Source organism: Novosphingobium sp. MMS21-SN21R (genome assembly GCF_031846015.1).
Taxonomy (GTDB): Bacteria; Pseudomonadota; Alphaproteobacteria; order Sphingomonadales; family Sphingomonadaceae; genus Novosphingobium.
In genome coordinates this window covers 319,262-332,427 of record NZ_JAVRDU010000003.1, presented here as the reverse complement: position 1 = coordinate 332,427, position 13,166 = coordinate 319,262, and the positions used below count along the sequence as shown (strand labels likewise).

Below are 13,166 nucleotides of genomic sequence, written 5' to 3'. Positions count from 1 at the left end.
CCATGGCACAGCACAGCGCACCGCAAACGGTTTTCACCCATTGCCTGATCTGCGAACAACTGTGCGGGTTGGAAGCACAGGTACAGGACGGGGTGATCCAATCGATCCGCCCGGACAAGCAAAACCCCTATACCTGGCGCGATTTCTGCGTGAAGGGCCAGCAATCCCATGAAGTGGCGGCAAGCCCCTATCGCGTGAAGGCGCCGATGAAGCGGGTGGGCGACCGCTATGTCGAGGCGACATATGCCGAAGCGGTGGACGATATTGCCACGCGTCTGCAAGCCATCATCGACGCCCATGGCAAGGACGCCGTTGCCGGGTATCTGGGCAATCCGATGGGTTTCAGCGCAGGCGCAGCGGCATGGCACTTCGGCTTGCTTGCGGCCATCGGTACGAACCAGCGCTATGGCGTGCAGTCGATTGACAGCAACGCAAAGCACGTGGCTTGCGATCATGTGTTCGGGCTGGAAACGCTGGCGCTGATCCCGGATATTGATTCCACCGATTATGCGCTGCTGATCGGCACCAATCCTGCGGTGAGCAAGTTCAACTGGGGCGGTAAAGTGCCCAATGGCTGGCGACGGCTGAAAGACCGCGCAAAGGCGGGTGCGGAGATTGTCGTCGTAGACCCGCGCCGGACCGAAACTGCCGCAGGGGCCACGCGCCATGTTGCTGCCATGCCTGAAACGGACTGGGCCTTTCTGCTTGGCGTCATCAAGGTGATCCTTGATGAAGGGCGTGAACGGCTTCCGCCCGAATTGGTGGTTGAAGGCTTGGGCGAGCTTCGCGCAATGGCGGCGTCGATCACGCTCGGCCAACTTGCCAAGATTTGCGATGTTCCTGCCGATGACATCACCAGCGTTGCGCGCGGATTTGCCGGTGCAAAGCGCGCGTTTGCTTTTGCCGGAACCGGCCCGGCTTTGGCACGGCACGGCGTACTGACGCATTGGCTGACGCTGGCGCTGAACGTGCTGACCGACCGGGTTGACCGCGAAGGCGGGCGTTTTGCGCCGAACTGGCCCTATAATCTGCCGATGGCCAATGCCGGCAAAGAGCCCAAGCGCCGCAGCCGCGTGCGCGGGATCGAAACCGTGGTGGGGCAATACAGCCTGGCCGAACTGGCAGATGAGATCACTACGCCGGGCGATGGGCAAATCCGCGCGCTGATCATCGGCGGGGGCAACCCCGTTTCGACAGGCGCTGGTGGCGCAAAACTGGCGAGTGCTCTGGGCAAGCTTGATCTGCTGGTCAGCGTCGATCTGTTCCAGCGGGAAAGCCACCGCGATGCGCACTGGCTGATCCCTGCCGTGCATTTCCTGGAACGTGATGAATGCCACGTCGCGCTGCACAGCTATAACGACAAGCCGTTCATTCAGGCGTCACGGGCGGTTGTGGCACCTCCGCCGGGGGTTCGCCCCGAATGGACGTTCTATCGTGATCTGGCTGACGCGATGGGCAAGCCGGTGTTTGGTGGGCACGTGGCATCGCCAGATGATATGGCAGCCGGCATGATCGCACAGTCAGGCAGCATAACGCTCGATGATGTGCGCGCAGCACCGCACGGCTTGCTTTACGGCGAACGGACGATGGGGCATTTCCTGTCCTATTTCAGCAAGGAAGGCCGCAAGGTACAGCTTTGCCCGGATCAACTGGCACATGAACTGGCAGCCGTGCTTGCCGGGGATCGCCTTGTCGGCAGGCCCCCTGCCGGCAGCTACCGGATCATTTCACGGCGGCGCAACGGCATGATGAATGCGTCTTTGGCCGAATCATCAGGCAGCATCGGGCGCGATGACACCGCCGAAACGATCGAGATCAACCGCGTCGATGCCGAAGATGCCGGCATTGCGCAGGGTGATGCGCTTCTCGTCACGTCGGACACGGGCAAGATCAGCGCGCGCGCCGTTCTTTCGGACGATGTGCGGCGCGGCATTGTGGTGCTGGCGCAAGGGTGGGGTTCGCCGCTGTTTGATCCTGCCACCTCGGCGCAAGTTTTCCGGCACGGCCATGATCGCAACAAGCTGGTCAGCGATGCAGACCTTGACCCGCTATCCGCCGTGCCCCGCCTGAATGGTACGCTGGTGACGCTGCAACCAGACCTGTCCATACCCCTCGCCACACCCCTTGCGGAAGAATGCTGATGCCTGAAGAAGATGATGAACTGCGGATCGCCCTGCGCCGCGAAACTTATGATGCAAACGATGCGCTAGTCGATTTGATCGTCCGGTTGACGCCGATTGATCCGGCGGCGGCAAATGCCATCAAGCGGGCGCGGTCATCCTTGTTCGAAGCATGGACGATCCTGTGCACGCCGCCAGACGATGCCGACGACGATCACGAACATTGATGCCGGCAAACTGCCCTGAATGCGTCAGGGCAGTTTTGCAGATTTTGCCGCTGCGATCATCGCCTTGGCGTCATCAGCGGTGATCCAGCGGTCCTTGAGCATCTTTTCGGTCCGCACCGTGAACTTCGCAGCATAATCGGCAGGCGTTGGATACAGGACGTTGAGTTTGTCTGCGGGAAACGCCCGCTTGGCTCCGGTCACGCCGCCCATGCCGCCAGCCGTCAGATATCCGGTATGCGACGCAACGGGCACGTCGATATAGGCAGAGCGCACGCCGCCCACGGCATTGCCATCGGCATCGCGGACGATCTCAAGCTTGTCGTCCAGTGCGATGCCGGGCGCGCGTGGCGGCCGTTTGCCTGTGCGGGCCCATTCCAGCAGATTGGCATAGGCGCCGCGTACAATCGGTTGCCAGGTAAAGTCGTTCGGCTTGGCGTCCTTGGGCAACAATGACGGGTTGGGCGCTGCTCCGCCCAAGGCCGCTCCGGCTTTGATCATATCGGGGATGGGCGCGAACATCATCGGATCAGGCCCGCGACCGGGAATGTCGGTGGCCATGTGCGATGAACCCGCCACCTCATAACTGACAATCCCGCCGCGCCGCGTGAAACGGTCTGGCTGGCGGGTATGGCGCGCCTGCCACATTTCGCCTTCTGAAGAGAGCGAGATGAACGGAACATCTGGCGCGGCCAGTTTCTGTTTCGGGTCTTCAAGCGCGATGTCTTGTGCACACTGGTTTATGCGGATCATCGCCGGGCCGACGATGGCCAGATAGCCGTCATAAACAGGCTTTCGATCTGGCGTGCGATAGCGGTTGTGAAATCCTGCCACCCAGGTGCGGATGTAAATGGACGATTGGGAAAACCCGGTCATGAACAGACGTGGGCGCGCAAAGCCGGGCAGGACAGCATCGCGCTGTTCGCTTTTAAGCAGGAGCCCCAGCTGGCCGATCATGTCCCAGACCAGCCCGTCTTCATATTCGGGCCAGCTGTTCCTGATCCCGGCCTTGGTCATGGCCTCGATCACCTCTTTGCCGCCAGCCATATAGGGCGGGATCATCGTGGGATTTGCACAACGGTTGGCCGCAGGCGCCGGATTGCTCCAATCAAGCGGGGCATAACGCGCGGCATCAAACTTCTTCAGGGCGTTGGCCGTAATCGCTTTTGACGTAATCCCGATCCACACATCGCCGCGTTGTGCCAATTGGGCAAAGTCGGTTGGCCCGCCAAGATCGACGTTCAAGCTGGCGTTGAGGATCGTGACTTCGACATTGCCGCCAAACCTTGCAGCATCGCGCGGGCGGCGCACCAGAATGCGCGTGACGTATTTTCCGGGGCCGGAAATGGCTTTCACCGACGTGCCATTGGCGTCCCAATCATACGTATGGCCCATGCCGGAAAGGAAGAATTCTTCTTCGACATAGCCCGCTTTTGCCACCGCTTCAGGAGCGCCGAGAAACGGGCGGGACTGGGCCGTGACGGGAATGGGGGCCGATACGCTGGGCAGAGTGGGTGCCTCGGCCTTTTGCGCCAATGCGGGATTGACCAGAGCGGGGGGCGAAAACGCAACCATGCCGATGGCTACAAATGCAAGCCTTGCCCGTACCGTCATTGCACCATCTCCCAGCGCTGATGTAAAAATGGCGGGAACGCCTGTTCCCGCCATGATATGTTTTTTATTTTGCAGGCTTGGCTTTCCAGCCTTCTTGTTCACCCGCTTCGTTGGCGATGGCCAGACGCCGTTCGGGCGTTTCGTGGCGCAACCTGCGTCCTGCAATGACCAGCAGGACAAGGGCAATCGGGGCCAGCAACAGAATGCTGAGAATACCCGTGCCGAGCGATCCGGTCATATTGCTGACCTTGCCGGTCCAGTACGGACCGATGCCCGATGCCACGACGATGGCGACCAGTGCGTTGCTGGCTGCTGCTGCACCGCGCATGCGCGGCAGGACAAGATCCTGGATCATCGCCGCAATGCCACCGCTCCACAGCGAAGCAAAGATGCTGAGCAGGAAATAGGCGACAAGGAAGATCGGCAGGCTTGGGGCCCACACGATCAGCGAAATGCAAGGGATCAGACCGATCAGGGCGATGGTCGTCATGTTGAGCGGAGCGGCCAGATCGCGTGCTTTCCAGCGATCTGTCAGCCAACCGCCAAGCACGACACCGATGATGGCGCCGCTGACATAGATAACGCCCATGCCAACGCCGATGGTCACAGCCGAAACATCGGTGAATGAACGCATCGCCAGCGGTGCTGCCCAAACGCTGATGCCGGCAATCACGCAGGCGACCAGCGCCGTTGCCAGAACACCAAGCATGAAGGTGGGATCGCCATACGTCAGGCGGTAAAGCGGCTTGTCGCCATAGCTCTGTACCTGGCCCCACGTGACGATTGAGTAAGCACCAAGCGAGCAGGCAATCCATTGCGCCTTGTCACCAGTGATGAGGATAAGGCCGGTAGCGATTGCGGTGATCAGCGCAATCAGCATCAGGTTGCGCTTCAGCGCTGCCATGCCGCCGATGCCGTAGATCGAAAACAGCGTGAATGGCGGGAAAGCGGTTGCCATTTCGCGCATGATAAGGCGCACCGTGCCATAGTGCTTTTGCTGCGACGTTTGCGGACGGGGTGGTTCATGCAGCGTCAGCACCAGCAGGGCCAGCAGCAATCCAGGGGTGCCGACCGCGATCAACGCAGCCTGCCAGCCAGCCAGATCGCACACGCCGCCAATCGGGATGGCGGTGCAGAAGCTTGGCCATTTCTGCACGAACAGGCCGCCCACGATCAGTGCAGTGGCTGTGCCAAGGAACGTGCCGGTCAGGTAAGTGCCCAGCGCCAATGCGCGGTTGCGCGCGGGGAAGGTATCGGCCAGCAGCGAGTGCGAACAAGGGTTTGCCACAGCTTCACCGACGCCAACGCCGATGCGGGCTGCGCTGAGCGAGACAAAGCCCACGGCCGCGCCGCCAAGTGCCGTCATGACCGACCACAGCGCCAAACCGATGGCCAGCATCTTCTTTCGGGAAACGAAATCCGAAATCCGGCCCATCGCAATGCCGACGACCGAGTAGAACACCGCAAATGCCGTTCCCAGCAGAAAGCCCAGATCGGCATCGGAAAGTTTGAGATCGGTCTTGATCGACTGTGCCAGAATCGAAACGATCGTCCGATCGAGCATGTTGAACAGGTTGGTAAGGACCAACACGAACAGGGCAAAATATGCGGAACGCGGTATTCGCGGTGCGGCGGCGGGCGCTGCCAAATTGCTAATGTCTGCCACAGGTGCAGCCTCTCCGAATTGATTTTGCCGCACTTTGCGCAGCGTTGCCTAAACTATTGCATCTCGTGAAGTGCATTGCAAACGCCTTTGCCACTTGCGCATGGCCGAAGCGATTGGTGTTGCTGATCTATTGCAGCATGGTGTCGATAAATGTCGTCATGGTCGCAAAAGTGTGTGCGCTGCCCGGCAGATCAGGGCCGCGCGTGACGGCAACATGGTCCATGCCGTCAACCTCGACCAGTGTTATCGGCACGCCCGCCAGTTGCAGTTTGGAGGCCATCGCCCGTGCATCATCCAGCAGGACCTCGCCACTGCCCACATTAATGTACGTTGGTGGATACCCCGCAACGTCTGCATGAAGCGGTGATGCGGCAGGATCATCGGCATTGCGGCCCTGCAGATAAAGCGCCGCCGCCGCCGCCGCCGATTCTGCCGAGAACAGCGGGTCAGACTGGCTGTTGACCTGATAGCTTGGGCTGGAAATGGTGAGATCAAGCCACGGCGACAGCAAGACCAGACCGGCCAATTTGTGCCCGCGTTCATGGCTTCGCGCGGCCAGACAGGCTGCCAGCCCGCCACCAGCAGAATCGCCCGAAACCACTAACGGTTGGTCCTGCCCTGCCAGTGCTGCCAGCACAGCCATGCCGTCGTCTACACCGCTGGGAAAGGGATGTTCTGGCGCAAGCCGATAGGCCGGGCAAATGACATCGACCCCGCACCGTTCTGCCAGCGCTGCGGCAAACGGCCCCACCTGTTCGGGGCATCCCATCCGAAAAGCCCCGCCGTGCAGGTGCATTACCGTTCCGCGCGACGTTCCAGGCGCAGCAAAGCGCAGGCAACGCACGCCTGCAATCCGGATTTCAACCGCAACGGGATCAGTGCGGAAATATCCCGCCGCTACAGCCGCGCTGATGGCGGCGCGGCGTTCCAGCAATTCGGGCGGGGGTGCCATCCCGGTGAGTGCGGACATCAGTTGCCGTCCGCGCCGTGCCCTTCGGCCAGCGGGAAGAAAGGATTGGTTGCCAATGATCCGCCATCAACGGCCAATGTCTGGCCCGTGACATAAGGCGACATGTCGGACAGGAAGAAGGCAATGGCCTTGGCAATGTCTTCAACCGTACCGCGCCGGTGCATCGGCACGTTTACCATCATCTTGCGCTCTTCTGCATCACCGCGATGGGGAATGCGCGGAGTCACGATGGGACCGGGGGCAACAATATTGGCGCGGATGTTGTAAGGCGACCATTCCGCCGCCATTGTCCGCACCAGGTTGATAAGCCCGGCCTTTGCCGCGCCGTATGCGCCGTGATGCGGGGCTGAGCGCATTCCGTCGACCGAGGCAACACAGACGATCGATCCGTCTACCTTGCGCACCATCATGCTGCGCGCCACTTCTCGTGCGGCCAGGAAGAAGTAGCGCAGATTGCGGTCCTGATCTTCGTCCCAGGTTGCCATGTCCATATCAACCAGCAGGCCCCATGCGGCCATGCCGATGATGCTGGCCATCCCATCCAGCGGCCCGAAATCGCGTTCGACCACCGCGATTCCAGCCACCAGCGCATCATCATCCAGCACGTCGAAGGAAAAGGGCACCGCCACGCCGCCTGCAGCCACGACCTCGTTCACTACGCTTTGTGCGCGTTCCAGTTCACGATCAACCACCGCTACATGCGCACCGTGCGAGGCGATCAGTTTGACCGTGGCCTCGCCCATCCCAAGGCCACCACCCAGCACCAGAATGCGCTTGCCTTCAAGGCCCAGCAATCCCGACATCTCGTTTTCTCCCAACCGGTTTTGGCTCTTTTGGCCGCTGCATCAGCGCGTTGAACTCATCCGCTTTTCAACCCAATTTGTAAGCAGAGGCAAAACTATTGCAATCGTGCAATTGCATTTTTACGTTTGCCCGGCTTTAGCGGACCAAATCGCAGGGGATGTTTGAAATGGCGCGTTCAGTGATTGTTACAGGCGGATTTGGCGTTCTGGGCCAAGCCGTGTCCGAAGCCTTTGTTGCAGCCGGAGACACGGTATGCCGCATCGATTTTGCGCAAACCGCACACACTCCGATCGCCGGAGTGCTCGACATTGGCGGCGTAGATCTTACCGATGCAGTGGCAACGCAGGCCGCGCTTGATGCCGTCAATGCTGCGCATGGCGGTATCGACGTGCTTGTGAATGTCGCTGGCGGATTTTCTTGGGAGACGCTGGAAGACGGGGCAATCGACACCTGGCTGCGCATGCAATCGATGAACCTTGTCAGCAACGCCACGATCACCAAACTCGCGCTGCCTTTGCTCACGCAATCGGAACAGGGCAGGATCGTCAACATCGGTGCAGGAGCAGCGATTTCTGCCGGCATGGGCATGGGCGCTTATGCCGCCAGCAAATCAGGCGTCCACCGGCTTACAGAAGCCCTTGCGGCAGAGCTTTCCGGCAAAACGGTCACCGTCAACGCCGTGCTGCCAAGCATCATCGACACGCCGACCAACCGGGCGGATATGCCCGATGCCGTTTTCTCCACTTGGGTACAGCCGGGAGCAATCGCCGAGGTGATCCTGTTTCTGGCGTCGCCTGCAGCACGCGCCATTTCGGGCGCGCTCATCCCCGTCACACGCGGCGGCTGATCGCCGATCAACCGCGCAGAAGCGGTGGGACGAGCCGCAGATCAGCCATCCGCGCAAGTGCCGACAAGATGGTGCGCAGGCTGTCCCGGCAGCCTGCAAAGCCTGCCTGCCGCAGCTTGATCGTGCTCAGCAACACCGGCACGCGCCCGGCCAGACGCGGGCTGATCAGCAGGTCGAGATAGTGGTGCGACTGGCCGAGAAAAGCCGACAGTGAAGGTTCGATCAGCCTGTGCCTTTCCGCAAGCGCGGTCCACGCCTGCTGGTTGGACTCTTCGGCAAAGAACGCCACGAAGTCGGTGGTTGCATCACCGTGAACGGGCAGGTGCATGGCCTCTGCAAGGCTGTTCCATGCATGGCGGAGCACAAATATGTCACCGTTGGTGATGTTGAAGGTCTGTTTGGTGCTGTTTGGGCACGTCATGGACCAGTGCATCGCTTCGGCAAGAAGCTGGCTGTCGACCAGCTCCAACAAGCCATCGCCTGCGCCTGGCAAACAGAACGGCAGGCCGCGTTCCTGACAAATCGCGGCATAGGCGGCGATGGGCAGCAGCGGGTTCATCGCAGCGCCCGGTGCGGTTCCGATCAGCACTTGCGGGCGCCAGATGGTGAAGGTGAAAGCGGCCTGCGCCGACGCATTCCTGAGCGCGTCTTCGTGGAGCCAATAGAAATTCGGGTGCGGATCGCGCGGGCCATCTTCACGCAGTGGCACCGTGATCGGGTGGACATGCGCGCCATAGGCCTTGGCCCCTTGCAGCAGAGTGACGTGCTGCAAACTGCCCGATGCTGCCAGAGGGTGCAGGATGTTTTCGAACATCGCACCATTGCGCGCCATCAGCGCCGCATCGTGCCAGCCTGTGACCAGACCCGGCGCTTCGGCCACGGCGGCATAGACCAGATGCGTGACAGGTGGCAGTGCGGCCAATGCCTTTGAACAAGCACCGCTGTCTGTCAGATCAACCGGAACATGCCGGAAATCGCAGCCTGCAGCCACGCGGGGAGGCCGCCGCGAAAGGGCGATGACCTCCCACTCAGGCAACTGTGCAAAATGCTCAACCGCGCTTGTGCCGATGACGCCGCTGGCTCCGGCAACCAGCAATGTCTGCTTGGCCACCGGAGCCATTCTCAGGCGTCGGCAGGCTTTTTCGGCGCACTGGCAAGGCTGGGCAGGTTGCTGGTGTCCATGCCATAGCCAAACTTGCGGAAGTTCTGGTTGTGGCACAGGTGATGCAACGAAAACGCCTGATCGATGGCGTTCATCTGCCCTTGAATATCCAGCGTCTTGTTGACCGCTTCCTTGGCAAGCTTCAGCGCAAAGGCGGGCTTGCCTGCAATCTTCTTGGCCATCGCCAGCGCAAATTCGTCAAGGTTTTCACGTTCGACGACATGGTTGACCATGCCCAGACGGTGCGCTTCATCGGCGCTCCACGTATCGGACGTGAACAGGAATTCCTTGGCTTTGCGCGCGCCCAGTTCCCACGGGTGGCCCAGCCATTCGACGCCGGAAACGCCAAACGTGACCACCGGATCGGAAAACAGCGCATCTTTTGAGGCCACGATAATATCGCACACCCATGCAAAGATCAGCGCGCCGGCAATGCATTTGCCCTGCACGGTGCAGATCGTCGGCTTGGACAGGTTGCGCCAGCGACGGGCGGATTCAAGGTAGGCTTCCTTTTCGGCGGCATACCAACCGTGGGTATATTCCTCGGTAAAGTCGCTCCAGCTGCTGACGCCGGGTGAGCCGGCCTGCACCGATTGCTGATACTTTTCGACCGTATCGGCAATGTCGTGCCCTGCCGAAAAATTGCGGCCATCAGCGCCAAGGATGATCACTTTCACCGATTCATCGCGTACCGCGCGGTTGAAGGCTTCGTTCACCTCGAAGATCATTTGCGGATTGATGGCGTTATGCTTGTCCGCGCGCGCCAGAACGATGCGGGCGACGCCTTCTGCAGGATTTTCGTAACGGATCGTGGTTTCGGTCATATCAATGTTTCCTGCTTGCGGATCAGGCGTCTGTCTGGACATTCAATGTGGGGCGCACGGCAGTTTGCCAGTCTGCCCGGCTTTCAGCAGCAATGGCCGCAGCCTTTTCCCAGAACGCTTCGCCCTTCGCCAGATTGACGAAGTTGAAGTGGGTGGCGTGGCGAAATTCGAGCAATTCGGCCCCATCCGGCCCCGGTTTGTAGGTGTATGGAACGCCGGTGGGGATGAAGAAGCTGTCACGCTCGCCCAGCGTTTCGGTGCCCAGCTTGATGCTGCCTGCGATGATATAATAGAGGCAGTCAACATCGTGGCTGTGCAGGGGCAGAGGGTAGTCTTTCTTGAACCACACATGTGTCAGGCTGAAGCCGGGAAGATTGACGAGAACCTTCACCTCATCGCCGTCCATGAAACCTGCCGCGACCAGTTTGTCCATCCCGGCACGTTGCACCGGGCTGAACGGTTCGACCGTCATGCAGCCTTCTTCCATAAGATCCTTGGCATCGGCTGCGCGGAAGATCTGGAACTTCGAGGTATCCTGCTGGTCTGCTGACATAGCGGTTATCCCTTCTTGGAGCCGATGCTGGCGATGTGTGACGTCATCAGCTTCTTGTAATCATCGCCCAGCATCAACGAACTGTTGACGAGGCGTTCGACAGACGCTGCCTGATGCGCGGGCAGATCGTTGCAAAGCTCGATAGCGACCTTCGATGCGCCCATCATTTCGCCATTTTGCTGCGTCAGGTGGCGGCAAAACGCCATGACATCATCTTCAAAGGTTTCGTCCGGAAATATCTTGTGAACCAGCCCCATGATCCGCGCCTCTTCGGCATCGACCGGCATGTTCGCGGTGATCAGCAGGCGTGCCCAATGCGGGCCTACCAGGCGGACAAGGCGGCTGACGCCATTGGTGGCGGGCAGAACGCCGAACTTTGCTTCGGGAAAGGCATAGCTGGCGCTTTTTGCCGCAAGCCGGAAATCGCAGGACATCGACATTTCAAGGCTGCCGCCTACGCAGCGGGCCTGATGCGCAACGACGAACGGCTTCTCGATCGCTTCCATCTCGTCCCAGATCTGGCGCATCCGCGTGGGCAGGCGGCGGTGCATTTCGCGAATGCCGGAGCCGGTGTTGGGAGCAACCGAATGTTCCCCGTCGCCCTTGAGGTCTGCTCCGGCCGAGAAGTAACGGCCTGTGGAACGGATCAGCATGACCTTCAACTCTGGCGTATCGCGGAAACGTTCGACCGCCTCGCCCAGCAGCGCCATCAATTGCATGCTCATGGCGTTGAGCTTTTCAGGCCGGTTGAAAGTGGCGATCAGGATCTGATCTTCCTGCGTGACCAGAAGGTGGGGTTGTTCGGTCATTGGAGGCTCCTTGGAATTTGTGCGCGCACGGCGCGAATTATTGGCTGGCCTTGGCTGGTGCATGGGCACCGCCTGAGGCAATCAGGTGGCCAGCGGCCTGGATCATGCCGTCCTTGTTCAGCGCGGCACAGGCGGGCATGTTGGCAGAGCCGGACGCCGCGCGGATATTGTCGATGATCGGTTCAGGATCATCGCCTTCCAGTTCATAAATCGTCATCAAGGTCCACTGCGGGGCATCGTCGAGCGCATAGACACGCTGGAAATCCATGCGGAACAATTGCCCGCCGACAACGCCCGGCATGCGGCAAACATCGGCGATGTGCTGGTCCCTGTACCATGCGACAAATTCCTCTTCGCGGCCGGGGTGCGCACGCGACAGGATGGTGTAATGAAAACGTGCCATCGCTTCGGGATTCCTCTCACTAATGCACATAGCCGCATGCATTTGTGCTGGCTAGGGCGAGATTGCACAATTATGCTGCGGCGTTGCAACGGGAAAAGGGCGTGAAATGGGTGACGAAACGCAAGCCGCAGCGGGCAAGCGCTGGGCGGTGCGGCCAGAAGGATCGAACTGGGGCGATTTCGGCCCTGACGATCAGATTGGCCGGCTGAACCTTATCACCCCTGCTCACCGCCGCGCCGCCGCACAAGAGGTGCGTGAAGGCATCGCTTTCTGTCTGTCCCTGCCGCTGGATTGTCCGCGCACGCAGCTTAACCCCCGCCGCTTTCCGCCAGAGCGCTCGTTCTCGATGCGCGGTGATGATCCGGTGATCAATTACCCCTATGGCCGCGCCATTCCCGGCATGAAAGAGGTGGTTTGCGATGACCGGGTGACGCTCAGCCTGCAATATTCCACCCAGTGGGATGCGTTGTGCCACATGGGGTATGAATTTGACGCCCAAGGACAGGGCGCGGATGAAGTGACCTATTACAACGGCTTTCGCGCGAACCAGCATGTCTGCGGACCGTTTGATTACTTGCACGGGCGCGAAGCCGTGCCGGGGCCGCACGGGGCCTTTGCCCTGGGGATTGAACGGATGGCCGAAACCGGCCTGCAGACGCGCGGCGTGATGGTCGATCTGTTCGCCCATGTCGGGCTGGAAGCGGTGCCTGTGGGGTACGACCGGCTGATGCAGATTCTTGATGCCGACAAGGTTACGGTGGAACCGGGCGATGTGCTGTGTCTGCGCACCGGCTTTGATCGTGCGCTGCTGGCGCAATATGCCGACGCAGGTGCTGCGTTTGATCCCCACCGTTGTTCCGGCCTTGACGGGTTTGATGAGCGGCTGTTGCAATGGGTGGCAGACAGCGGCGTAGCGGCGCTGGTATCCGATAACGAAGCGGTTGAATTCATGCCCGATTTCGTGCGTCAGGATGCGCATGGCGTGCGCGTGCCGCTGCACCACTTGTGCCTGTTTAAGCTGGGCATCCCGCTGGGTGAGATGTTCCTGTTGAGCGATCTTGCCGACTGGCTGCGTGACCACGGCCGCAACCGTTTCCTGTTTACTGCGCCGCCGCTGCGCCTGCCCGGTGCTGTGGGTTCACCGGTAACAGGCGTAGGGACGGTATAGGG

Annotated in this window: 13 protein-coding genes; 4 read left to right on the top strand and 9 right to left on the bottom strand. The window is 60.4% G+C overall.

Features of this window, described 5'->3' with window-relative positions; all coding sequences use genetic code 11:
• Positions 1-2 precede the first annotated feature (2 nt).
• Positions 3-2,141 (top strand): molybdopterin-dependent oxidoreductase, encoded by a 2,139-nt coding sequence (locus RM192_RS17755; protein WP_311508982.1) that lies wholly within the window; start codon positions 3-5, stop codon positions 2,139-2,141.
• Entirely contained in the window at positions 2,141-2,347 is a 207-nt protein-coding gene (locus tag RM192_RS17750) for a hypothetical protein (protein ID WP_311508981.1), read from the top strand. The genes RM192_RS17755 and RM192_RS17750 overlap by 1 nt, the downstream gene beginning before the upstream one ends.
• 24 nt (positions 2,348-2,371) lie before the next feature.
• Here the strand turns inward: RM192_RS17750 and RM192_RS17745 are convergent, their stop codons facing one another.
• The 4 genes from RM192_RS17745 to RM192_RS17730 form a co-directional block, all read right to left on the bottom strand.
• Complete coding sequence (locus tag RM192_RS17745; protein ID WP_311508980.1) at positions 2,372-3,958, bottom strand: alpha/beta hydrolase domain-containing protein; 1,587 nt, start codon at positions 3,956-3,958, stop codon at positions 2,372-2,374.
• Between the two features lie 64 nt (positions 3,959-4,022).
• Positions 4,023-5,546: an MFS transporter gene (locus tag RM192_RS17740; protein WP_311508979.1), complete on the bottom strand. Its 1,524-nt coding sequence runs from the start codon at positions 5,544-5,546 to the stop codon at positions 4,023-4,025.
• A gap of 205 nt (positions 5,547-5,751) precedes the next feature.
• The gene (locus RM192_RS17735) at positions 5,752-6,594 is read right to left on the bottom strand and encodes an alpha/beta hydrolase (protein ID WP_311508978.1); all 843 of its coding nucleotides are present in this window, start codon (positions 6,592-6,594) and stop codon (positions 5,752-5,754) included.
• Entirely contained in the window at positions 6,594-7,397 is an 804-nt protein-coding gene (locus RM192_RS17730; protein WP_311508977.1) for an SDR family NAD(P)-dependent oxidoreductase, read from the bottom strand. The genes RM192_RS17735 and RM192_RS17730 overlap by 1 nt, the downstream gene beginning before the upstream one ends.
• 167 nt (positions 7,398-7,564) lie before the next feature.
• Between RM192_RS17730 and RM192_RS17725 the strand changes: the two genes are divergently transcribed.
• On the top strand, positions 7,565-8,245 hold the full coding sequence (locus tag RM192_RS17725; protein ID WP_311508975.1) for an SDR family NAD(P)-dependent oxidoreductase: 681 nt from the start codon (positions 7,565-7,567) through the stop codon (positions 8,243-8,245).
• Positions 8,246-8,252: 7 nt separating this feature from the next.
• Here the strand turns inward: RM192_RS17725 and RM192_RS17720 are convergent, their stop codons facing one another.
• From RM192_RS17720 to RM192_RS17700, 5 genes are read right to left on the bottom strand one after another with little or no spacing between them, the layout of a single operon-like run.
• Entirely contained in the window at positions 8,253-9,365 is a 1,113-nt protein-coding gene (locus RM192_RS17720; protein ID WP_311508974.1) for an NAD-dependent epimerase/dehydratase family protein, read from the bottom strand.
• A 2-nt stretch (positions 9,366-9,367) separates the two neighbouring features.
• The gene (locus RM192_RS17715) at positions 9,368-10,231 is read right to left on the bottom strand and encodes an enoyl-CoA hydratase (protein ID WP_311508973.1); all 864 of its coding nucleotides are present in this window, start codon (positions 10,229-10,231) and stop codon (positions 9,368-9,370) included.
• A gap of 22 nt (positions 10,232-10,253) precedes the next feature.
• Positions 10,254-10,784 carry a hypothetical protein gene (locus RM192_RS17710; RefSeq protein ID WP_311508972.1) on the bottom strand — a complete coding sequence of 177 codons (531 nt, stop codon included), beginning with the start codon at positions 10,782-10,784 and terminating at the stop codon, positions 10,254-10,256.
• Positions 10,785-10,789: 5 nt separating this feature from the next.
• Positions 10,790-11,593: an enoyl-CoA hydratase/isomerase family protein gene (locus RM192_RS17705; protein ID WP_311508971.1), complete on the bottom strand. Its 804-nt coding sequence runs from the start codon at positions 11,591-11,593 to the stop codon at positions 10,790-10,792.
• A gap of 37 nt (positions 11,594-11,630) precedes the next feature.
• Positions 11,631-11,996 (bottom strand): hypothetical protein, encoded by a 366-nt coding sequence (locus tag RM192_RS17700; protein ID WP_311508970.1) that lies wholly within the window; start codon positions 11,994-11,996, stop codon positions 11,631-11,633.
• 106 nt (positions 11,997-12,102) lie between these two features.
• Here RM192_RS17700 and RM192_RS17695 point away from each other — a divergent pair, with 106 nt between their 5' ends.
• Positions 12,103-13,164: a cyclase family protein gene (locus RM192_RS17695; protein ID WP_311508968.1), complete on the top strand. Its 1,062-nt coding sequence runs from the start codon at positions 12,103-12,105 to the stop codon at positions 13,162-13,164.
• Positions 13,165-13,166: the final 2 nt, after the last annotated feature.